The 19,831-nt window shown below is 69.0% G+C and carries 21 protein-coding genes; 6 read left to right on the top strand and 15 right to left on the bottom strand.

Going from position 1 to position 19,831, the window contains the following annotated elements; translation table 11 throughout:
- Window positions 1–60: 60 nt before the first annotated feature.
- Together ACH45E_RS24120 and ACH45E_RS24115 are read right to left on the bottom strand one after the other, a co-directional pair.
- Entirely contained in the window at window positions 61–807 is a 747-nt protein-coding gene (locus tag ACH45E_RS24120) for an SDR family oxidoreductase (protein WP_361451862.1), read from the bottom strand.
- Window positions 808–881: 74 nt separating this feature from the next.
- Complete coding sequence (locus ACH45E_RS24115; protein ID WP_361451906.1) at window positions 882–2,582, bottom strand: FAD-dependent oxidoreductase; 1,701 nt, start codon at window positions 2,580–2,582, stop codon at window positions 882–884.
- Between the two features lie 214 nt (window positions 2,583–2,796).
- On the opposite strand from ACH45E_RS24115, the gene ACH45E_RS24110 reads away from it, so the two are divergent.
- Both ACH45E_RS24110 and ACH45E_RS24105 read left to right on the top strand, forming a co-directional pair.
- Entirely contained in the window at window positions 2,797–3,288 is a 492-nt protein-coding gene (locus ACH45E_RS24110) for a DUF1003 domain-containing protein (RefSeq protein ID WP_361451865.1), read from the top strand.
- A 46-nt stretch (window positions 3,289–3,334) separates the two neighbouring features.
- Window positions 3,335–4,063 carry an NAD(P)H-binding protein gene (locus ACH45E_RS24105; RefSeq protein WP_361451868.1) on the top strand — a complete coding sequence of 243 codons (729 nt, stop codon included), beginning with the start codon at window positions 3,335–3,337 and terminating at the stop codon, window positions 4,061–4,063.
- A 17-nt stretch (window positions 4,064–4,080) separates the two neighbouring features.
- Here the strand turns inward: ACH45E_RS24105 and ACH45E_RS24100 are convergent, their stop codons facing one another.
- From ACH45E_RS24100 to ACH45E_RS24090, 3 genes are all read right to left on the bottom strand, one after another.
- Window positions 4,081–4,632 (bottom strand): DUF5134 domain-containing protein, encoded by a 552-nt coding sequence (locus ACH45E_RS24100; RefSeq protein WP_361451871.1) that lies wholly within the window; start codon window positions 4,630–4,632, stop codon window positions 4,081–4,083.
- A 30-nt stretch (window positions 4,633–4,662) separates the two neighbouring features.
- Window positions 4,663–5,082 carry a cupin domain-containing protein gene (locus tag ACH45E_RS24095; protein WP_399041412.1) on the bottom strand — a complete coding sequence of 140 codons (420 nt, stop codon included), beginning with the start codon at window positions 5,080–5,082 and terminating at the stop codon, window positions 4,663–4,665.
- Between the two features lie 239 nt (window positions 5,083–5,321).
- Complete coding sequence (locus ACH45E_RS24090; protein ID WP_361451874.1) at window positions 5,322–5,795, bottom strand: carboxymuconolactone decarboxylase family protein; 474 nt, start codon at window positions 5,793–5,795, stop codon at window positions 5,322–5,324.
- 302 nt (window positions 5,796–6,097) lie between these two features.
- Here ACH45E_RS24090 and ACH45E_RS24085 point away from each other — a divergent pair, with 302 nt between their 5' ends.
- Window positions 6,098–7,048 carry a sugar phosphate nucleotidyltransferase gene (locus ACH45E_RS24085; RefSeq protein ID WP_361451912.1) on the top strand — a complete coding sequence of 317 codons (951 nt, stop codon included), beginning with the start codon at window positions 6,098–6,100 and terminating at the stop codon, window positions 7,046–7,048.
- Here ACH45E_RS24085 and ACH45E_RS24080 read toward each other — a convergent pair.
- The 3 genes from ACH45E_RS24080 to ACH45E_RS24070 form a co-directional block, all read right to left on the bottom strand.
- Window positions 6,991–7,656, bottom strand: a complete 666-nt coding sequence (locus tag ACH45E_RS24080) for a nitroreductase (protein WP_361451915.1) — start codon at window positions 7,654–7,656, stop codon at window positions 6,991–6,993. The two genes, ACH45E_RS24085 and ACH45E_RS24080, sit on opposite strands and share 58 nt — an antisense overlap.
- Window positions 7,657–7,752: 96 nt before the next feature.
- Window positions 7,753–8,106, bottom strand: a complete 354-nt coding sequence (locus tag ACH45E_RS24075) for a helix-turn-helix domain-containing protein (protein ID WP_361451877.1) — start codon at window positions 8,104–8,106, stop codon at window positions 7,753–7,755.
- A 131-nt stretch (window positions 8,107–8,237) separates the two neighbouring features.
- Complete coding sequence (locus tag ACH45E_RS24070) at window positions 8,238–9,398, bottom strand: ABC transporter permease (protein ID WP_361451880.1); 1,161 nt, start codon at window positions 9,396–9,398, stop codon at window positions 8,238–8,240.
- A gap of 163 nt (window positions 9,399–9,561) precedes the next feature.
- On the opposite strand from ACH45E_RS24070, the gene ACH45E_RS24065 reads away from it, so the two are divergent.
- Window positions 9,562–10,167 carry a TetR/AcrR family transcriptional regulator gene (locus ACH45E_RS24065; RefSeq protein ID WP_361451883.1) on the top strand — a complete coding sequence of 202 codons (606 nt, stop codon included), beginning with the start codon at window positions 9,562–9,564 and terminating at the stop codon, window positions 10,165–10,167.
- Between the two features lie 38 nt (window positions 10,168–10,205).
- Here the strand turns inward: ACH45E_RS24065 and ACH45E_RS24060 are convergent, their stop codons facing one another.
- From ACH45E_RS24060 to ACH45E_RS24040, 5 genes are all read right to left on the bottom strand, one after another.
- Window positions 10,206–11,150 carry a hypothetical protein gene (locus ACH45E_RS24060; protein ID WP_361451886.1) on the bottom strand — a complete coding sequence of 315 codons (945 nt, stop codon included), beginning with the start codon at window positions 11,148–11,150 and terminating at the stop codon, window positions 10,206–10,208.
- Window positions 11,147–11,632, bottom strand: a complete 486-nt coding sequence (locus ACH45E_RS24055) for a hypothetical protein (RefSeq protein ID WP_361451888.1) — start codon at window positions 11,630–11,632, stop codon at window positions 11,147–11,149. Before ACH45E_RS24055 ends, ACH45E_RS24060 begins: the two co-directional genes overlap by 4 nt.
- A 3-nt stretch (window positions 11,633–11,635) precedes the next feature.
- Window positions 11,636–12,859, bottom strand: coding sequence for a macrolide family glycosyltransferase (locus ACH45E_RS24050; RefSeq protein WP_361451891.1), 1,224 nt, complete (start codon window positions 12,857–12,859; stop codon window positions 11,636–11,638).
- Window positions 12,856–13,737 (bottom strand): patatin-like phospholipase family protein, encoded by an 882-nt coding sequence (locus ACH45E_RS24045; RefSeq protein WP_361451894.1) that lies wholly within the window; start codon window positions 13,735–13,737, stop codon window positions 12,856–12,858. Before ACH45E_RS24045 ends, ACH45E_RS24050 begins: the two co-directional genes overlap by 4 nt.
- Before the next feature lie 268 nt (window positions 13,738–14,005).
- Entirely contained in the window at window positions 14,006–16,438 is a 2,433-nt protein-coding gene (locus ACH45E_RS24040) for a SpoIIE family protein phosphatase (protein WP_399041407.1), read from the bottom strand.
- Window positions 16,439–16,640: 202 nt separating this feature from the next.
- Between ACH45E_RS24040 and ACH45E_RS24035 the strand changes: the two genes are divergently transcribed.
- Window positions 16,641–17,120: a MarR family winged helix-turn-helix transcriptional regulator gene (locus ACH45E_RS24035; protein WP_399041404.1), complete on the top strand. Its 480-nt coding sequence runs from the start codon at window positions 16,641–16,643 to the stop codon at window positions 17,118–17,120.
- Window positions 17,121–17,229: 109 nt separating this feature from the next.
- On the opposite strand, the gene ACH45E_RS24030 is transcribed toward ACH45E_RS24035, so the two are convergent.
- Complete coding sequence (locus tag ACH45E_RS24030; protein WP_361458202.1) at window positions 17,230–17,880, bottom strand: NAD(P)H-dependent oxidoreductase; 651 nt, start codon at window positions 17,878–17,880, stop codon at window positions 17,230–17,232.
- Window positions 17,881–18,000: 120 nt separating this feature from the next.
- Window positions 18,001–18,258: a DUF5133 domain-containing protein gene (locus tag ACH45E_RS24025; protein ID WP_399041458.1), complete on the bottom strand. Its 258-nt coding sequence runs from the start codon at window positions 18,256–18,258 to the stop codon at window positions 18,001–18,003.
- A gap of 170 nt (window positions 18,259–18,428) precedes the next feature.
- Here ACH45E_RS24025 and ACH45E_RS24020 point away from each other — a divergent pair, with 170 nt between their 5' ends.
- Window positions 18,429–19,784 (top strand): FAD-dependent oxidoreductase, encoded by a 1,356-nt coding sequence (locus ACH45E_RS24020; protein WP_361458208.1) that lies wholly within the window; start codon window positions 18,429–18,431, stop codon window positions 19,782–19,784.
- Window positions 19,785–19,831: the final 47 nt, after the last annotated feature.

Genomic DNA, 19,831 nt, shown 5'->3' with positions numbered 1-19,831 from the left:
GAGGTGAGGCCGCGGCGGGGCGGCCCCCGTCTGCCGCCGGGGACCACCCCGCAGGGAGGCCTACTGCTGCCGCACGAGCCAGTCGGCGAACCGGGTCTCGGCGATATGCGCGTCAGGACCCGGCACGAGGGTGGTCTCCGTCAGCCCGGCACCGGAGTACGGGGCACCCGGGTCCGTGACGACCGTGCGGGCGTCGTTCTTGTCGCCGAGTATCCGACGGATGAGCTCGTCGAGCTGGAACACGTCGGGGCCGGCGACCTCGACCACGCCGTTGACCGGTGCGCCGACCGCGGTGCGGCCGACGGCCGCGGCGACGTCGTCGGAGTAGACGGGCTGGAACTTGACAGGTGCCAGGCGCACGGTGTCGCCCTCGGTCGAGATGTCCGCGATCCCGCTCACGAACTCGAAGAACTGCGTGGCGTGAACGATGGAGTACGGGATGTCGGAGGCCTTGATCAGTTCTTCCTGCGCCTGCTTGGCGCGGAAGTAACCACTGTCCTGGAGGCGGTCGGTGCCGACCACGGACAGCGCCACGTGGTGCGTCACGCCGGCGTTCGCCTCGGCCTTCAGGAGGTTGCCGGTCGAGGTGCGGAAGAAGTTCATGACCTCCTCGTCGCCCCACGAGGGGGAGTTGGACACGTCGACCACGACTGACGCGCCCTGCAGCACCTCGGCCAGTCCTTCGCCGGTCAGAGTGTTGACCCCGGTGTTGGGCGAGGCCGCGACCGCCTCGTGCCCGTACTCGTTGAGCTTGCCGACCAGCTTCGAGCCGATGAGCCCGGTTCCACCGATCACTACCACCTTCATGGCGGTGTCCTTTCGTGGGTTTTTTCGGTATGCACCAGGAGAGACCGGGCAGCGGCTCCACTTGTGACATCGCTCTATTCGACGAGCTTGCCAGCGGTCGAGACCTCGGCCATCAGGGAGGAAATCTCGTCGGGGATGGCCGGAATGCTCTCGCGGGTGATACCGGTCGTGGGCGACCACACGAGGTTGACCTGCTGAGCGGGGTCCAGCTGGGGGTGGTCGCTGCGGTTGTGGCAGCCGCGAGTCTCGCGACGCTCCAGCGCTGCTTCGAGGGTGGCGCGGGCCGACAGGGCCGCGGACTTGAGGTCGAAGGCGTGCGCGAGATCCTGGAAGCCCGCGATGTCCGGGTGCACGCCGACGTCCTCCATCCGCTTCTCGATCACCGAGAGTTCCGCCAGCCCGGCACGCAGGCCTTGTTCGTCGCGTACGACTCCGGCGTGCTCGGTCATGGTGTTGCGGATGGCACGCTGCAGGGCGCGGACGTTCTCCGGTCCGTCGGCCTCGAGGAGATCGTCGATCTCCGAGCGGGCCTGTGCGATGGCTGATGCCGACCGCGGCTGGGCGGTCAGCGACTGCGAGTAGGCGGCGGCTGCCTGACCCGTGATGCGGCCGAAGACCAGCAGTTCGATGAGGCTGTTCCCGCCGAGGCGGTTGGCGCCGTGCAGGCCGCTGGACGCCTCCCCGATGGCGTACAGGCCGCGCACGTCGGTGCTGTGGTCCTCGTGACGTACCCACACACCGCCCATCGAATAGTGAGCCGTGGGCGCGATCTCGATCGGCTCGCGGGTGATGTCCAGCATCTGCAGATCGAGCAGGGTCTGGTAGACGCGGGGGAGCCGCGTCATGATCGTCTGCCGGGGCAGATGGGAGACATCGAGCCACACGCCGCCCTTGGGCGTGCCGCGCCCTTCCTTGATCTCCGTGTAGGAGGCCAGAGCGACGCGGTCGCGGGTGGACAGCTCCATGCGGACGGGGTCGTAGCGGTTCATGAACCGTTCCCCGAGCGCGTTGCGCAGGATGCCGCCCTCACCTCGCGCGGCCTCGCTGACGAGGGTGCCGGCCGCGTTCTCCGGCTCGATGATCCCGGAAGGGTGGAACTGCACGAGCTCCGGGTCGCGCAAGCGGGCCCCGGCCTCCACGGCCAGACGGAAGGAGTCGCCCGTGTTCTCGTCGCGTCGCGAGGACGTGCGCCGCCAGATGCGGGTGTGGCCGCCCGCCGCGAGGATGACGGCGTCGGCATGGATCAGGTAGCGCGTCCCGTTCGTGAGATCGAAGCCGTAGGCACCGAAGACAGCGCCGTCGTGGACGAGGATCCGGGTGATGTAGACGCCGTCGAGCACCGGGACCTTCAGCTGGTTCGCGCGACGGATCAGCGTGCGCTGGATCTCCAGGCCGGTGTAGTCGCCGGAGAAGGCGGTCCGCCGGAACCTGTGCGCGCCGAAGAAGCGCTGGGAGATCCGGCCGTCCTCCTCCCGGGCGAAGGCCATGCCGTACCGCTCCAGGTCGCCGATGCCGCGAGCGGCGCCCTGGGTGACGATCTCCACGGTGCGGGGATCGGCGAGCAGATAGCTCTCCTTGAGAGTGTCGGCGGCGTGCTGCTGCCAGCTGTCCTCGGGATCCATGGTGCCCAGGGCGGCGTTGATCCCTCCGGCGGCAAGCGCCGTGTGCGCGTCCTCCTTGGGGCGCTTGCCGACCGCGAGGACGTCGACACCGGCCTCGGCCAGTTCGATCGCTGCTCGCAGTCCGGCGCCTCCGGTTCCGATCACCAGCACCATGGTGGAAATACGTTGTTCGGTGATAGCCACGATCTACTCCGGTCGCCGAGGGATTGTCAGTCAGTAGGACCAGGATGTTCCGGAATCTGTGACACCTCTCGTGGACGCTCCTGTGGCGAGCACTCCTGGGCGGGACAGGAGCCGGCCGTCACAACTGCGTGGGCTTCGTGGTCATACCTCCAGCCAGGTGAAGCACACGGGAATGGGGCAGCAAATGACCGTTCACTCCGGAGACCTCCGCTTGCGCCACGAACGGCTGGTGTTCGCGAGGATGCGCACGTCGCAGGACCGGTTCGCGGACGGGATCACGGCCTTCGCCGGCACGATGACCTTCGTGTACGTCCATGCCGTCTGGTTCGCGGTGTGGATCGCCCTCAACCTCAGGCTTTTCGGCTCCGCGGCGGTCTTCGACCCCTACCCTTTCGGGCTGCTCACCATGATCGTGAGCCTGGAGGCCATCTTCCTGTCCACCTTCGTGATGGTGAGCCAGAACAGGCATGACGCTCGTGAGAACGTCAGGGCCGATCTGGATTTCGAGACCGATCTCCGCGCCGAGGTCTGGGCGGTGCACATAGGAAAGGTGCTCGGCCTGGACCCGCAGGAGATCGAGCTTCACGTCCAGGAGGTCATCCGGCAGAGCAGGAACGCGGTGGAACCGGGGTCCGCGGATTCGTGTCCGGGCCGAACCCATTCTGCGCCCATATAGTGTCTTATGCCTCACTTCGGACTTACTTCCGGCGAAAGGGCATGTCATGAAGTTCGCAGTCATCGGTGGTACCGGGCTCATCGGGTCGCAGGTGGTCAAGCAGCTGAACGCCGCCGGGCACGAGGCGGTGCCGCATTCGCAGTCCACCGGGGTCGACATCATCAGCGGCCAGGGGCTGGAGGAAGCGGTGGCGGGGGCCGACGTCGTGGTCAACCTGACGAACTCCCCGACCTTCGACGAAGCCTCCCTGGCCTTCTTCCAGACCTCGATGGACAACCTCCTGGCCGCGGCGCACAAGGGCGGCGTCGGTCACTTCGTCGTCCTGTCGATCGTCGGCACGGACCAGGTGCCGGAGCTGGACTACTACCGGGCCAAGGCGCTCCAGGAGAAGATCCTCGCGGCCGGGCCGATCCCCTACTCGATCGTGCGGGCCACGCAGTTCATGGAGTTCATGGACGCGGTCCTGTCCTGGACCGCCGACGGCGAGACCGTCCGGCTGCCCGCCACGCCCATCCAGCCCATCGCCGCCAGGGACGTGGCCGCCGCGGTGGCGGAGGTCGCCGCCGGCGCCCCGCTGAACGGCATCCGCAACGTCGCCGGCCCCGAGATCCTCACCCTGGACGAGGTGGGCCGGATCACCCTGTCCCACAAGGGCGACAACCGTACGGTCGTCGTCGACCCCACCGCCGGCATGTTCGCCGTCGTCAAGGGCGACGTCCTCACCGACAAGGACGCCCGCCTCGCCCCCACCCACTACACCGACTGGCTCGCCTGACCGGGAGTTTCGAACAGTCAGGGGTGCATGAGCAGCATGATGACTGTTCCCAGGGCCATCGATCCGTCCCAGAAGTAGCCGTAGCGCCCATTCGTGCTGGTGGACATGGCCGCGGCAGCCGAAACGCCGCGTAGCGTGGGCATGCCGCGGGTCAGTGACCAGAGAGCGTACGCGAGCAGGTACAGCGACAGCACTCCGGTGACCATCGGGGGCTTGTGCGAGGGGCCCGCCATGGAGAGCGTCATCCAGGCCATCGCGGCCATGCCGGCCGCGTACGGCAGCCGCTGTGCGGTCGCGGTCAGTCCCGACTGCCGGCAACGGCCGGCCGGGGCCAGCGGGAACCACAGGGCGGCAGCCGTGAAGAAGGCCGCCAGCGGCAACTCCGGCAGCGCGAAACCGCAGTTCCATGGCATCACCGCCATGGCCAGGGCCATGGCGGTGTGGAGGAGATGGTCCACCCGGCTGCGCCATCGAAGACGCCGTGACACGAGGGCGTACCGCAGTGCGCGGACGGCCACCGACGCGAACAGCGCTGTCAGCATGCAGTACACGACATCGGTGGCGCTCATGCCTTACCGCGTCCTCCCGCAGCGCGACGGTCAGTCGGTGGGCCGCGGGGCGCGCAGGTGTGCTCGCTTCTCCAGTTCCTCGTCGTCGACGAGCGTGAGCATCGGCTGGCCCGGCGCGCACATCATGAACACGACGTACTTGGCCGGCGCGTCCGACGAGGCGTTGCCGTTCTGGTAATGGATCACTTCACCGCCCGGCTCCCAGAACGTCTCACCGGCCTTGATCACGTGCTCCGGTTCACCCTCGAGCTCCCACCGGACCGCGCCCTCGATCACGTAGCCGAAACACGGCCCCGAGTGGCGGTGCGGGGGAGTCCCGGGGTCACCGGGGGCCCATTCGACAAGGACGGTCATTCCCGAAGCGCCCTCGGGAACGAAAGGCGGCTTGACGTCCGCCAGCATCTTGGGGCCGAAGCCGTCCTCTGAATGCATTCCGTGCATTTCATGCATTGTGTTACACCTCCGAATACCTGCCCGGAGTGGACGACCTCGCGTCGTCGATACCGGGCTCACGACAACATGCTTGACTGTGAAGACAAAGCACGGCCCGTATCTGTGACACGCCGCGTGCCTTTGCCCTGCACGCGGCGAGTCCCCATATCACCCTGCCCCCTGCCGGGGGCGTCCACAATTCGGCGAGCCGCAGCTTCGAGAGGGCAGCGCACCGCGGCAATCGGGCGCGAACCGGCTCAGCCGAACATGCCCACCTTGTAGCCGCCGGCCGGCTGCTGGGTGATGATGTTGATGCGGTTGTAGGCGTTGATGATGGCGATGAGGGTCGTCAGCGCGGCGAGTTGGTCCTCGTCGAAGTGCTTGACGGCGTTCGCCCAGACCTCGTCGGGGACACCGCCGGCCGCGTCCGCGACGCGGGTGCCGTGCTCGGCCAGCTCCAGCGCGGCGCGCTCGGCCTCGGTGAAGACCGTCGCCTCCCGCCAGGCGGCGATCAGGTTGAGCCGCACCGAGGTCTCCCCGGCGTGCGCGGCCTCCTTGGTGTGCATGTCGGTGCAGAAGCCACAGCCGTTGATCTGGCTGGCGCGGACCTCCACCAGATGCTGAACGGTGGCCGGCAGTGTCGAGTCCGACAGCGCCTTGCTGGCCGAGAACAGGTGCTTCAGCACCTTGCCCGCGAGGGGATTGCCGTAGTAGTTGAGACGTGCGTCCATGGGTCCTCCTGGCAGAATCGCCGTTACGCACTTCTGACCGGACTCCCCGGCACGGTGTGACAGCCGGACTGTGTGATGCGGGTCTCGGCTTCTCCGGACGGTCCTGCCCGAAGAACCCTTGTCCGGCGTTGTGTTGTCTTCGGCGCGGTGCTCGGTACTGTCACGAAAGTGGCATGAGCGCGGTCCTAGGTGAGGTGAAGGGGTGGATACCTCCCCATCGTCTGCCCACGCTGTGACAGGAAGGCCGCCATGAGTGATCCGTCCCGGCCCACTGAGACGGTTGCCCGAGGGAGGAAGGCATGATGTCCCCGACGATTCGCAGGGCCGTGATCCCGGCCGCCGGACTCGGCTCCCGCCTGCTGCCGCTGACCAAGGCCATACCGAAGGAGATGCTTCCGGTCGGTGACAAACCGGTCATCGAGCACACGGTGCGCGAGCTGGTGGACTCCGGCATCACCGATATCACCATCGTCGTCTCCGGAGGGAAGAGCCTCATCCAGGACCACTTCCGCCCCAACCCCGCCCTCGTGGAACAGCTCCGCAAGGACGGCAGGACGGCCTGTGCCGACGCGGTGGAGGAGGTCGCGGAGCTGGGCCGCCAGGGCCACATCACTTACCTCGACCAGTACGGTCCGTACGGCAACGGCACTCCGGTGCTGAACGCTGCCCGTGCCTTCGGCGACGAACCGGTGCTGGTGCTGTGGCCCGACGACGTCTTCGTGGCCGAGGTCCCCCGTGCCCAGCAGCTGATCCGCGCGTATGAGCAGACCGGCTGCCCGGTGCTGGCCCTCATACCGATGGACCCCGTCGACTCCCAGCGCTACGGCGTGCCCGTCGTCGAAGAAGACCTCGGAGACGGCCGACTGCGCATCACCGGCCTGGTCGAAAAGCCCGAGCCCGCCGCAGCCCCGTCGTCGTACGCGGCTATCGGGGGTTACGTCGTCACCCCGGGCATCATCGACGAACTGCGCGAGCAGACCCGCCGCTGGTACGAGCACAGGACCGGTGAGGTCTACCTGACCGACGCCATCAACGCCTACTCCTCCACCCGCGCCACGTACGGGCAGGTCATCAAGGGCCGCTGGTACGACACCGGCAACCCCGCCGACTACCTCGTCGCCCAGATGGCCTCCGCCCTCGCCCACCCCGAGTACGGTCCTGTCCTGCGCGGCCTGGTCACCGGACCGGACGGCGACTACCCGTCGACGAACGTGACCGTCTCGTCGAGCGGCGCTCGGCCCGTACGGGTGTAGGGCACCGCGGCGTCCTCGAATCCGATCGACATGCCGCAGAAGAGGACGAGGTCGTCCGGGGGCGACAGGACCTCCGCGACGGTCCTGCGATAGACCGACCACGCCATCTGCGGGCAACTGTGCAGGCCTTCGGCGCGGAGCAGCAGCATCACGGTCTGCAGATACATGCCCACGTCGGACCACTGGGGCCGGCCCAGACCGCGGTCGATGTAGCAGAACAGGGCGGCGGGCGCGCCGAAGCAGTCCCAGTTCGCGGAAGCGGCCCTCTGGCGCGCCTCCCAGTCCTCGCGCGCGATGCCGAGTGCGCTGTAGCGCTCCGCACCGAAGGCGGATCGGCGCTCGCGGTAGGGGGACTTCAGTGTGGACGGGTACATCTCGTATTCCCGCTCGTCCCAGGGATCGCATGCCGTTACGCGCCCGCCGGCGAGCTCCTTGAGTTCGGCGAGCGGCCGGCCGGCCAGCACGTAGACGTGCCACGGCTGGAGGTTCGACCCGGACGGCGCCCAAGCCGCCGCGGACAGCACCCGCTCCAGTACCTTCCGCGGGACGGGCCGGTCGCTGAATCCACGTACGGCCCTTCGGCTCGTGACTGCCTCGTAGACGTCCAAGGTCACCCATCTCCGTCTTCTGCTCTCCATGCCCGCCCCCTGACAGTCGGGGGCTACAAAACGTAACAAAAATTGCAAAGCGGTACAGGTGGCAGGTCAGGGGCCTGGCGGGGCCGGTTGATCCGATGCCGGTGAGCCGCTCGCCGGCAGGTGATCCTCCGCCCACAAGAACAAGACGGCCAGGGGGATGAGGAAGGCCTTGCCGTGCGGAGAGAGGGCGTAACGGGTGCGCGACGACAGCCCCGGCCGGACGTCCCGGGTGACGAGGTCGATCGCGGTCAGTTCCTGAAGGCGCTGGGCGAGCATGCGGTCATTGATGCCGCTGACGCGCTCGCGAATATGTGCGAAGTCGGCCGGGCCTTTGGCCAGAGCCATGAGGATCAGGCCGTTCCAGCGTCTGCTGAGCAGGTTGAAGGCCCGGGTGATGGCCGGAGAGCTGTCGGTGGTCATGGTGCGTGTCCGCTCCGGTACGGGGCGAGGCATCGCGGTTCAACACCTCGCGCGGTATTCCGTGGTCGTGGTCATGGGGCGGGACGGGAGCCGGCCCGGGTGTCTGCCGGGACGCCGTAAGGCGCTCGCCATCAGCCGTCACCGTCATGGCGACGGGCGTGGGTGTGCGCGTGCCGCCGCACCGGCAGAGCGGCGCCGGATCCCGCCAAGGCCGGGAGCAGCTCCCCGGAAGCCGTCGCACCGGTCTTCGTGCCGCGGGCTTCCCCGGTGACCCAGTGGCCGCACATGACTGCCGTGAGCCCGCAGACGCTCCACAGGGCGAGGACGGCGAGGTGGCCGGCACCGGCGTTGCCGTCGAAGTACGTGGTGTCGCGGAGCAGGCTGGCTCCGGCGCCGGGGGGCAGCCACTGGCCGACGTGGTCCACACCCTCGGGGAGCATCTCCGGGGCGGAGGTGGCGCCGGAGAAGGCGTTCCCGACGAAGACCATGAGCGCGGCGCTGAGCCCAAGGCCCCCCGGCCCGACGAGCCGGATCACGCCGGCGGCGGTGGCGCTGATGGCGAGCAGGTCGAGCGAGAGAATCGCCCAGGTGGCCACGGGATGGTGCGGCAGCGCCCCGAGGAAGCCCTGGGCCACCAGATAGATGCCCAGGGCCGCGACGGCGCATGCGACGAGAAGTGTCAGCACTCGGTGCCGCGGGCGGGCCAGGCCGCGAGCCATCGTGACGAAGGCCCCGATCAGGATGCCGCAGATCGTGAGCGGGAAGACCGATGAGCTGAACACGGCACCTCGGGGGTCCTCTGTGGCGACGGGCACCACGTCGACCGCCTTCACGAGGATCTTCACCGAGGAGTCGGCACCGGCGGCTCCCTGCCGGGCGGCTGCCTGCTTGTGGGTCTTCGCCCGGGAATGTGCGGCGGCGGCCTTCTGCTGGGCGGCCTTCTGCTGTGTGATCTGCTGGGTGGCCCTGTCGGCCAGCTGCTGTCCGACATCGGTCAGCAGCTGGGCCACGGAGGGGCCGGCGGCGGTGGCCTTCAGCACGGTGATGCCGTGCCCGGAGATCGCGAAGGCGCCGTAGACATCCCGGTTCTTGATCGCCGATCGCGCGGCCTGCTGGTCGGCATAGAGGTGGAAGTCGAACGCGCCGGGCTTCGCACGGGTCAGTCCCTCCACCGCGTGCTGGCTGGCCGGCCCGGTGCCCACGATCCCGACCGGGACGTCGCGCGGCGAGGTCCGAGCCGCCGGCCAGGCGAACGCCATCACCGCCAGAGTGATCGCTATGGGCAGTGCCACGGCGGCGATGGCCACTTCCCGCCATGTCCGGTGACGCGACAAGGGGTTCCTCACAACCCGCCCTCTCCTAAAAAAGAATGATCGTTTTTTTATCTCTCCAGTGTGGCCCGTCGCGTCGGCAAACGTCAACACGAATGTTCGTTTTCTTTGTTACGCTGGTCTCATGCCCAAGGTCACCCAGCAGCACATGGACGCCCGCCGTGCGCAGATCCTGGACGCGGCGCGCCGTTGTTTCCTCCGTGACGGTTTCCACTCCACGTCCATGCAGGACCTGTTCGCCGAGGCGCAGCTGTCCGCGGGCGCGGTGTACCGGCACTTCACCAGCAAGGACGAGATGATCCTCGCGATCGCCGAGGAGAACATGCGCGATGTCCTCGACATCACGCTCGCCGTCGCCACCAACCGGCAGGGCCGGTCCATGGGGGCGGTCATGGCGGAACTGCTCGACGTGATCCGGGTCAAGTCCGTGGAGGAAGACGTGGCCGGCCTCGCGGTTCTGGTCTGGGGGGAGGCCATGCGCAACCGCTCCCTGGCGCGCAAGCTCGACCATCTCATGGGCCGCATACGCGCCAATCTGGTCACCTTGGTCCGCGACCACCAGGAACGCGGCGGCTTGCCCATGGACGTGTCGGCTGAGGCGATCGCTTCAACGATGGTCTCCATGCTCCCCGGCTACATCCTTCAAGTGGCTCTGCTCGATCCGGCCCTGGTGGCCGAGGTGCCTGACGCGGTGCGGGCGTTGTGGCCGGGGCCGGCCGGTGAGCGCTGAGCGGTTCCGCCACCTGCCGGGCCGCACACGGGCGGTTGTCAGGGCAACAGGTCGTCGACGTCTGTCGCCGCGGTCGCGCCGTAGCGGGCACGGATGATGGCGATCACGGTGTCAGTGGTGCGGTCGAGGTAGCTGCGGCCATCGGGCAGCCGCGCCTCCGGGCTGATGTAGCTGCGCGGTCCGACGTGGGTGGCCGGGTCGAGCCGGTGCACGGTGATCTTCCCGGCACGAAGGGCCCGATTCCATGGGCTGTGGCGGAACAGCCGCCAGCGTTGCGGGAACATCCAGGTGCCGACCCGCTCGATCCGGTCGTTCGCGCTGGTGAGCTGATGCACGTGCACGGCATGGGTGAGGTCGTTGGCACCATTGTGGAACCCGCCGAGCATGATCAGCAGAAGCGGGGAGCGCAGCCGGGCGTGCAGTGCGTCGACCGCCCCCGCGGCGACCTGGGCGCCGCCGCTGTAGCTGAGCAGCACCACGGGGATACCGCTGCCGGGCTCGTAGCCGGCAAGCCGGAGCTGGGCGGCGATCTGAGAGCCGACGGCCCGGTCGTACAGAGGACGGTACCGGTGGTCGGCGGCGACGAAGGTCTGCATGACATTGTGCAGGAACAGCAGCAGACCGACTCGGCGGCCCACCCACGACCACACAGGCCGGTCGGCAAGCGGTTCCGCCAGTGGTGAGTAGGGCTGCACCTGACCCAGCACGCGCAGCTCCGGCGCTCCGGCGAGCACGGCCCTGACCAGCTGGCCGCCGTCACGGGTGTCGCGGGAGCGGCGCTTGCCGATGCCGTCCAGGTAGACGAGGTAGGCAACCGGCGGACTGTCAGGGGCCGCACCCCGTGCATAGGGCACACCCGCCGGGAGCTCGGTGACAGGGCTCCGCCAGCCGGCGCTGTAGGCCAGCACCTCGTAGCGGGCCAGCAGGGCTTCGACGAGCAGAACCGGCCCCAGCACGCAGACCCAGAGCAGAAGGTCGTTCATGCGATCGGCTCCGGAATCCTGGGCGCACTGATTCTCACGACCAGGCGCCGCGCAGTCTCCACAGCAAGCCCCAGGCCCACTCCGGCGACGGCCACACAACCGGCGGCGGACCACCAGCCCAGCCCGGTCGCCGCGGCGAGCGGACCGGCGAGACCGGCTCCGACCCCGACGAACAGCAGCAGGTGGAACAGGGGCCCGAGCAAGGGAAACGCAAGGACGGCGGCGAGCACCAGCGGGGCGACCAGGCGGGGTGTCCACACCACCCCGCCGCCTGGCGGGGGAGGGGACCGCACCAGCTCGGCCAGGGTCTCGGCGGTCAGCGGCCACAGGGCGAACACAGCACCCTCCGCCATGCCACCGGCCAGGAGCAACCCGGACACAGATGCGCGCGACATGCCGGGCCGGCGCGCCACCATGGGCAGGATGCGCCCGGCGGCCTCGGACAGCCCGGCGAACAGCAGCAGGACGACGACAGGTGACATGGCTCAGCCTCGCGGTGCCGGATCGGCGGAAGCCCGCCGACCGACCGAGCCGGCGGTGTCCACGTATCGCTCGAGTTCGTCGGCGGCCCGCAGGTATCCCCCCGCCTCCCGCTGGGCGGCCCTCAGATTCGCTGCGGTTGCCTGGAACGAGGGGTCGTCCAGCAGGCGCCGGGCGAGGGTACGTACGGAGGCCTCGGTGACGTCCTGGGTGCGCATCGACAGTCCGGCGCCGAGCCCGGCGACCTGCCCGGCCACCATCGGCTGGTCAGCACCCTGCGGGACCACCAGCATCGGAACCCCGGCGTACAGGGCCTCGTTGACGCTGTTCATCCCGCCGTGGGTGACGAACAGCGCCGCGCGGGCCAATACCTCCGGTTGCGGTACGAAGCGACGGGCGAGCACATTGGCCGGCAAGGGCTCCAGAGCGGAGGGATCGGTCTGCCCGGTGGCGATGATCACGGTCCCGCCCAGCGGGGCGAGCGCGGTGGCGAAGGTGCGCAGCAGTTGCGGGGCGGCGTTGAACACCGTGCCCAGCGAGGCGTACAGGACCGGCTCGCGCAGCTGTTGGGCCGGAAACGACGGGTCGACGGGACGGGCCCCGACGCTTGGTCCGACGAACCGGTAGGACGGGTCGAATTCCTCGGCCGCGGGCTGGAACGCCCGCGAGGTGTAGACCAGATTGAGCGGCTGGCGGATGTTTATCAGGTCGACCAGTGGCAGTCCACGCGTGTCGAAGCGGCGACGCAGACTCCAGCGGGACCGAAGGTAGGCCTGGAGGCCGCGGGGCCGGGCCAGCGCCGCGGCCAGCAGGTCCCACGAGGGGCGGGTGATGCTGGGGACGTGCCGGTTGTAGGCGAACGTGGTGAACGACGAAGCCGCAGGCACCTCGAGTTCGCGGGCGGCGATCGCGCCCCACAGGCAGTCGCTGTCGTGGACGATCAGGTCGGGTCGGACGCGGCGCAGGTCGGTGAGCACAGCGGGCAGCAGGCGGACGGCGGCACCCCCGAGCGTCTCTATGAACATGGCCGGCGTCGGCGGGTCGGGTAGCGGCTGGTCGCCCCCGGGGTAGGGGTACACCGTCGCGCCGGCGGCTTCGATCTCCTCGCGGAACGCGGGTGGGGCGTGGTACGTCACGGTGTGGCCGCGCCGGACGAGCTCGGCCACCACCGGCAGCGTCGGGTTGACGTGCCCGTGCATGCCGATGTTGAGGAACGCGATGGTACTCACAGGTCAACCCCTGAAATGGAAGAAGTGGATGCCTCGCCCGGACCGGCGGATGCCATCGGAGCGCCCTCGAGCCGGTACAGGCCCGGACCGCTGACGCACAGCCCGTCGAGAAAGCGCCCCGCCGTGCGGGACGCGGTCTGGATCAGGCGCTGGGCCTGGCGGAAGTCCCACGGAGCGGGCCAGGTCTCGATTCCGGTCGGCAGCACGACGGTCGGGATGTGCTGGGACACCTCGTGCAGGTCACGCTCGATCTGGTGGTGCAACAACAGGGTTCCGGCCCTGGCGGCGATGGCACTGGCACGTCGGCGTGGGGTGGTGGGGCGCAACGGTGCGCTCTCCGGACCGGTCGACAGCACCACCACGCTCGCCGCCCCGGCCCGCAGGGCCGCCAGTACCGGGACGTAGGCGATCACCCCGCCGTCGACGAGCACTCGCCCCTCACGATCCACCGGGGGCAGCATCCCGGGGATGGCCGCGCTGGCCAGCAGCGCGGACTCCAGGTCGCCGTGGTCGAGCAGCACCGGACCGCCGGTGTCCAGGTCCATGGCCACCGCGGTGAACGGGATCGACAACTGCTCGATCCGCGACGGCAGTTCGGCCCGGGCGATCAGCCGGCGCAGGCCGCGATCGGTGAAGACGCTGGCCCGTGACAACAGGCGATGGCCCAGCGGATAGACCTCACGGCGGTGCAACTGGGTCCATACGTGGTCCAGCCACGGCGCGGCTCTGTCGGGGTGGGCGGCGGCGATGGCTCCGTTGAGAGCACCCACCGACGTTCCGATGATCATGTCCGGGATGAATCCGCGCCGTTCCAGCGCGTACCCGCTACCGACGTGCGCCGCTCCGAGTACGCCACCGGCGCCCACCACCACGGCCACGGGCCGGGGAAGGGAGCGCAGGCCCGTCCGCGGCGGACTCCCGGGCGGGCGGCTCGATGGGGTTGGTCTTTGCGACACGTAAACCCTCCGCCTTTCTCACGACGGCGTCGGATCGGATGGGGTTCCGCAGTAAAGGACCGGTCGGGCACCCGGTCTGTGACACCGAACCCGTCGGCGAAGCGCCGGGCCATGGCGCGGATCGTCGGACGACACCCGGACATGCGGGGTGGCCGCCAGAAGCGAGTGGCCGTTGGAAGTGACCGGCCTGTCAGAAAGAGGGCGCCGTTCGCGGCGATCGGCCCAGGGCTTGTTCGGCCCAGATGGTCTTGCCCGTAGAGGTGTAGCGGGTGCCCCAGCGCTGAGTGAGCTCGGCGACGAGGAACAGTCCCCGGCCGCCCTCGTCGCTGACCTGGGCCCGGCGCAGGTGAGGGGCGGTGTTGCTGCTGTCGGAGACCTCGCAGATGAGGGAGCGCTCCTTGATCAGCCGCAGCCGGACCGGTTCGGTGCCGTATCGGATCGCGTTGGTGACCAGTTCGCTGACCACCAGTTCCATGGTGAACGCGGCCTCCTCCAGCCCCCACGCGGTGAGCCGCTCGTCCACCAGCTTGCGTGTCTCCGCCACAGCGGCCGCGTTCGCGGGGACGTCCCACTCGGCGACGTGTTCCTGCCCGAGGACCCGGGTGCGGGCGACGAGCAGGGCGATGTCGTCGGTCCGCGTCTCGGAGTGCAAGGACTCCAGGACCGTGTCGCACAGTTCTTCCAGCGAGGGCACGGGCCGGGCCAGGGCGCGGCGCAACTCGTCGATCCGTTCGTCGATGTCGTGGCCGCGGGTTTCGACGAGTCCGTCGGTGAACAATGCCAGCAGGCTCCCCTCGGGAACGTTCACCTCCGTCGCCTCGAACGGCAGGCTGCCGAGCCCGAGCGGGGGCCCGGCGGGCACGTCGACGACCTGTGTGGCGCCGTCCGGGTGCACCAGAACCGGGGGCGGGTGACCTGCCCTGGCCAGCGTGCAGCTACCGGAGACGGGGTCGTAGACGGCGTACAGACAGCTAGCGCCGATGTCGCCGGGGATCGCGTCGTAACCGGTGACACCGGCACCGGCTCCGTCGCCCGCCTCCTCCGCCGGGTGGGTCACCATGTCGTCGAGGTGGGTGAGGAGTTCATCGGGCTGCAGGTCGATGTCCGCGAGGGTACGTACCGCCGTCCGCAGCCGGCCCATGGTGACCGAGGCGCCGATGCCGTGGCCGACGACGTCCCCGACGACCAGGCCGAGACGAGTGCCGGGCAAGGGGATCACGTCGAACCAGTCCCCACCCGCCTCGGTGGCGCGGCCGGCGGGCAGGTAACGGGCAGCGGTCTCCGCGCCCGGATGCGTGATCGGGCCACGCGGCAGCAGGGTGCTCTGCAGCAACAGCGCGATGCCGCGTTCGCGGGTGAACCGGCGGGCGTTGTCCAGGCAGATCGCGGCACGGGCGACCAGGTCCTCGGCGACGGCCAGATCTTCGGCGGCGAAAGACTCACGGGAGGCGCCATGGCGGAGGAAGGCGGCGGCTCCGAGAGTGGTGCCTCGCGCTCGGACCGGCACCGTGATCAGCGAGTGCGCTCCACAGGCGCGCAGTTCCGCCGCCGTCGTGGGCTCGTCGGCGAACCACCGGGTCACCTCTGGATCGGTGAAGTCGTGCAGTTCCGCTCTTCCGGTCGCCACACAACGGCTGACCGGTGACGAGGCCGGGTGCAACCGCGTCCCGCCCGGGGCAGGTCGCGCCCCTGCCGCGAAGAACTCCGGCCGTAGCGCGGCCCGGCGCAGCAGAACGGGGCCGGAGAGAACAGCCGCAGGCAGCTCACCGCTGAAGACCGCCTCGAACAGGTCGACGCTGACGACGTCCGCGAAACGGGGCACGACGAGCTCGGCGAGCTCCTCAGCCGTCCCCTCCAGTTCCAGGCTGGCGCCGATGCGGGTGCGGGCCTCGCCGAGCAGGGACAGCCGCTCCCGTGACTCGTACTGCTCGGAATAGTCGTACGCGGTCATCGCCACCGCGCGTACCCGGCCCACCGGGTCCTTGAGCGGGAAGTAATCCACGGCCCAGGCGTGCGCCTTCGGTTCGCCGGGAACCTTGAGGAAAGCCTCTCTCTGCGCCGGGTCGCCGGTCGAGGCCACCCGCCGGATCCATCGGTCGTTCTCGATCAGCGGGGCATCCGGGATCAGGTCGCTGATACGCCGGTCGCGGAGTTCGTCCTCGCGCAAACCGGTCGCCCGGGCCATCCTCCGGTTCTGCTTCAGGCTCCGGGCTTCGCCGTCGAATATCCCGAGGTGAGCTGGATGCTGCTCGAACACCCACCGCATCAACGCCTCGTCCCCGGGGTCCTGTGCACCCGGCCGAGCCTCCGCGGGAACCCGGGGCTCCGCGGTCAGCAGAAACCCGCCCGGCCGTTCGGACGCCGCCAAAGGCGACACACAGACCCACGCTTCGACAGAGCGGCCGTCACGGTGCAACAGCGCCGCCCCGTCGGCGGTGAAGAGACTGCTGAGGGGCTTGCCGATGACTTCTTCGGGTGTGTAACCCCACAGCACCTGTGCGGCGCTGCTCCAGAGGACTATCCGCCCAGAAGGGTCAAAGACGGCGACGGGCGCGGCTGTGTCGACGTGGATTCGTGCCGGTCCTGGAGGCAGCGGACCGGACCGTGCGGGGGAGTGCGCCATGGTGCCTACCTGGTGTGCCGTGCCGGATGACCGCCGGACTGCCTTCGCCATCGGCTCTCTTCACGATCGTTCCACCGCTGACCGCCGTCAAGACGAGCGTCCGGCACCCCGGCGCGAGCACGCACAGACGTTGCGTGGCACAGCCATATTTTGTTTCAAACGATACCGTATCGGATGAATAGGTGGCTGGTAGCCTGGAACTGTGACTGCTGACGCTCCGCACCCTTCCGCCGCCTCGCGTGCGACCGACCGTCCCGGGGACACCTCGCCTTTCGCTCTCGGCCTGCTGCTGCGCCGGGCGCACTGGCATGCGGCCGCGGTGATGACGGAGGCGCTCCGCCCGCTCGGTGTCGAGTTGCGGCATTTCGCGGTGCTGCTCGTGCTGGTCGACCGCGGGCCCACGGTGCAGCGGGATCTGGCGGCGGCGACGGGGTCGGACAAGGCGGGGATCATGCGGGTCGTGGACGACCTGGAACGCATGGGGCTGGCGGTGCGCAAGGCGGTTCCGGGGGACCGGCGGGTGCGGGCGGTGGAGATCACACCTCGGGGTGTCGAGCTTTTCGACGCGGCACACGTGGCGGCGGAGCCGCTGGCCGAGCGCCTGGTCGCCGACCTGGGGCCCGGTGAGTCCGAGCAGCTGACGGGCCTGCTGACCCGACTCGCCCACCCCGGCGAGGCGTAAGCACTCCCACGGCAGGGCGTCACCGTCTCGGGCTGGGCGCAGGCAACGCAGACACCGTGTGACGCAGTCCTGCACCGGGGCATCACACGGTGTTCGTCTGCCCGAGTAGCTACGCGGCGAGGAGTTCCGCGAGCTCCTTGGCCTTGGCGGCCGCGTTCTCCAAGGCGCGCTTGCGGGAGGTCTCGTAGAGCGGGATGAGCTCCGCCATGGCCGGGTTGCGGGGAGCCATGGTGAGTTCCGGGACGATGAAGTGCAGGTCCAGGCCGAGGGTGTCCTTGAGGACGGCTTCCAGGTAGTTCTGCACGAAGTCGAAACCCTCGCGCGGCGTGCCGGGTGCGTAGGAGCCGCCGCGGCTGGCGACGACCACGGTCGGGGTGCCCTGGGCGGAGGGTGCCTCGCCCGCGGTGCGACCGAGGAGGAGCACGCTGTCCAGCCATGCCTTGAGGGTCGAGGGGATCGAGAAGTTGTGCATGGGGGCGCCGATCAGGACGGCGTCCGCCTGTTCCAGTTCCCCGATGAGTTCCACCCGCGCGGCGAACGCGGTGGACTGCTCCGGGGTGCGCTCGGACGGGGTGGTGTAGCCGGCGGACCAGGCGGCCGCGGTGATGTGTGGGACGGGCGATGCGGCGAGGTCGCGGTAGATCACCGTGCCCTCCGGGTGCTGTTCCTCCCACGTCTTGCGGAAGACGGCCGTGACCGAACGGGACGAGGACGCCTCGCCGGGGAACACGGACGAGTCGATGTGCAGCAGCGTGGCCATGGGTTGTCTCCCAAGAGAAGATCGGCGCTCAATTTCAGTCGAACACGTGACGGTATCGAATGAGACTATAGCGAGTGTAACGGATGGGTCGCCCTGACCCACTGCCGTCCCGGTAAGGCCTCAGACGCGCACCGGCAGACCGTCCTCGCCGTCCGGCTCCTGGACACTGCCCCGCCTGGTCACGGCCACCAGCAGCGTGTCCGCTGCCGCTATGGCCTCATGCACGTCCCGGGTTCCCATCGTGATGCACAGCGTGTAACTCACGTCTTCAAGCTCGCGTGCCCTTTCCCGCGCCTCCTTTTCGGCGAGCGCGATCTGCAGGGACGCGTACCGGGTCAGCAGCCCTCTGACGACCTTCGGATCCGGAACAACGAGCACGGTCAAGCCCTCTCTCTCGACGGGCGAGTCACCCCCGCACCTTGAGTGAGGGACCGGATGCCCACGACTTCTGTGACGAGAGCTACTCCGTCGCTCCCTCGTTCACAGCCGTGTCACACCGTGCTGATCCGTCTGGTCTATCTGGTGTCGCACAACGAACAGAGGGACCGATGCGTGAGATTCTGATTGTCGGTGGAGGCTACGCGGGCTTCTACACCGCATGGCGCCTTGAGAAGAAGCTGCGTAAGGGCGAGGCACGGGTCACGGTCGTCGACCCGCGTCCATACATGACGTACCAGCCCTTTCTGCCGGAGGTGACGGCTGGATCGGTCGAGGCACGTCACGCCGCCGTATCATTGCGGCGACATCTGCGCGGCACCCGCCTGATCGCTGGGAGCGTGACCGAGATCCGCCACGCGGACCGGACGGTGTCCGTGCGCTCTGCGAGCGGAACGGACTACGAACTCCCCTACGACACCCTTGTGGTCACCGCCGGCGCCGTGACCCGCACCTTCCCTGTCCCCGGGCTGGCGGAGCAGGCGATAGGCCTGAAGCATGTGGAGGAGGCGGTGGCCATCCGAGACCGGCTGATGACGGCGTTCGATCAGGCGGCGTCGCTGCCGCCGGGCGCCGAGCGGCAAAGGCTGCTCACCGTCACGTTCGTGGGCGGCGGGTTCTCCGGCGTCGAGGGCTTCGGTGAACTGCTGTCGCTGGCGACCGCGATGGTCAGGTTCTACCCGGAGCTACGCTTCGACGAGGTGTCGTTCCACCTGGTCGAGGCCCGAGGCCGGATCCTGCCTGAGGTGGGAGACAAGCCCGGTGCCTGGGTCGTGCGCTCTTTGGAACAGCGCGGCGCGCGAATCCATCTGAACACGCAGCTGCTCTCCGCCGAAGACGGCCACGTCGTGCTGTCCAACGGAGCGGAATTCGATTCCGCGCTGATCGTCTGGGCCGCTGGGAACGCTTCGAATCCCATCGTGCACAACCACACCGATCTGCCCGTCGACGAGAGGGGCCTGATCGTGGTGAGACCTGATCTGCGCGTGGGCACCGACAGCGAACCCGTGCCGGATGCCTGGGCGGCCGGAGACGATGCGGCCGTTCCGGACCTCGCCTCTCCCGTACCGGGCGCGCGTACGGTGCCGAACGCCCAGCATGCGGTGCGGCAGGGCAAGCGCCTTGCGCAGAACATCGCAGCGAGCCTCCGGGGTGGCAAGATCCGAAACTATCGCCACAGCAGCCTGGGAGTGGTGGCGACACTGGGTCTCGGACGAGGCGTCTTCCAGTACAAGAGCATCGTTGTCAAGGGACTTCCCGCCTGGCTCATGCACCGGGGCTATCACGTCCTTGCTGTGCCCACCTGGGAGCGCAAGGTCCGCGTTCTCGCCGTATGGCTCACCGCCGCGCTGTGGGGCAGGGATCTCGTCTCCCTCGCCTCCGTTCAGCACCCTCGGGACGCGTTCGTCACGAACGGCAATCCGAACCGGCCCCATGAGAGCCGGGCGGGCGACCACTCGGTCGCATGAGCGTGCCGGAGAGTCCCTTGTCGGGGAGACGTCGGACGACTTCGACT

Source organism: Streptomyces sp. NPDC020299, assembly GCF_044387825.1.
Taxonomy (GTDB): Bacteria; Actinomycetota; Actinomycetes; order Streptomycetales; family Streptomycetaceae; genus Streptomyces.
Note: the sequence above shows the minus strand (reverse complement) of the source record. Positions and strands in the feature narration are given on the sequence as shown.

Coding starts and splice junctions, on each gene's coding strand:
- ACH45E_RS24120 (WP_361451862.1), bottom strand. CDS start 807: ATGAAGGTGGTAGTGATCGGTGGAACCGGGCTCATCGGCTCGAAGCTG.
- ACH45E_RS24115 (WP_361451906.1), bottom strand. CDS start 2,582: ATGGTGCTGGTGATCGGAACCGGAGGCGCCGGACTGCGAGCAGCGATC.
- ACH45E_RS24110 (WP_361451865.1), top strand. CDS start 2,797: ATGACCGTTCACTCCGGAGACCTCCGCTTGCGCCACGAACGGCTGGTG.
- ACH45E_RS24105 (WP_361451868.1), top strand. CDS start 3,335: ATGAAGTTCGCAGTCATCGGTGGTACCGGGCTCATCGGGTCGCAGGTG.
- ACH45E_RS24100 (WP_361451871.1), bottom strand. CDS start 4,632: ATGAGCGCCACCGATGTCGTGTACTGCATGCTGACAGCGCTGTTCGCG.
- ACH45E_RS24095 (WP_399041412.1), bottom strand. CDS start 5,082: ATGCATGAAATGCACGGAATGCATTCAGAGGACGGCTTCGGCCCCAAG.
- ACH45E_RS24090 (WP_361451874.1), bottom strand. CDS start 5,795: ATGGACGCACGTCTCAACTACTACGGCAATCCCCTCGCGGGCAAGGTG.
- ACH45E_RS24085 (WP_361451912.1), top strand. CDS start 6,098: ATGTCCCCGACGATTCGCAGGGCCGTGATCCCGGCCGCCGGACTCGGC.
- ACH45E_RS24075 (WP_361451877.1), bottom strand. CDS start 8,106: ATGACCACCGACAGCTCTCCGGCCATCACCCGGGCCTTCAACCTGCTC.
- ACH45E_RS24065 (WP_361451883.1), top strand. CDS start 9,562: ATGCCCAAGGTCACCCAGCAGCACATGGACGCCCGCCGTGCGCAGATC.
- ACH45E_RS24060 (WP_361451886.1), bottom strand. CDS start 11,150: ATGAACGACCTTCTGCTCTGGGTCTGCGTGCTGGGGCCGGTTCTGCTC.
- ACH45E_RS24055 (WP_361451888.1), bottom strand. CDS start 11,632: ATGTCACCTGTCGTCGTCCTGCTGCTGTTCGCCGGGCTGTCCGAGGCC.
- ACH45E_RS24040 (WP_399041407.1), bottom strand. CDS start 16,438: ATGGCGCACTCCCCCGCACGGTCCGGTCCGCTGCCTCCAGGACCGGCA.
- ACH45E_RS24030 (WP_361458202.1), bottom strand. CDS start 17,880: ATGGCCACGCTGCTGCACATCGACTCGTCCGTGTTCCCCGGCGAGGCG.
- ACH45E_RS24020 (WP_361458208.1), top strand. CDS start 18,429: ATGCGTGAGATTCTGATTGTCGGTGGAGGCTACGCGGGCTTCTACACC.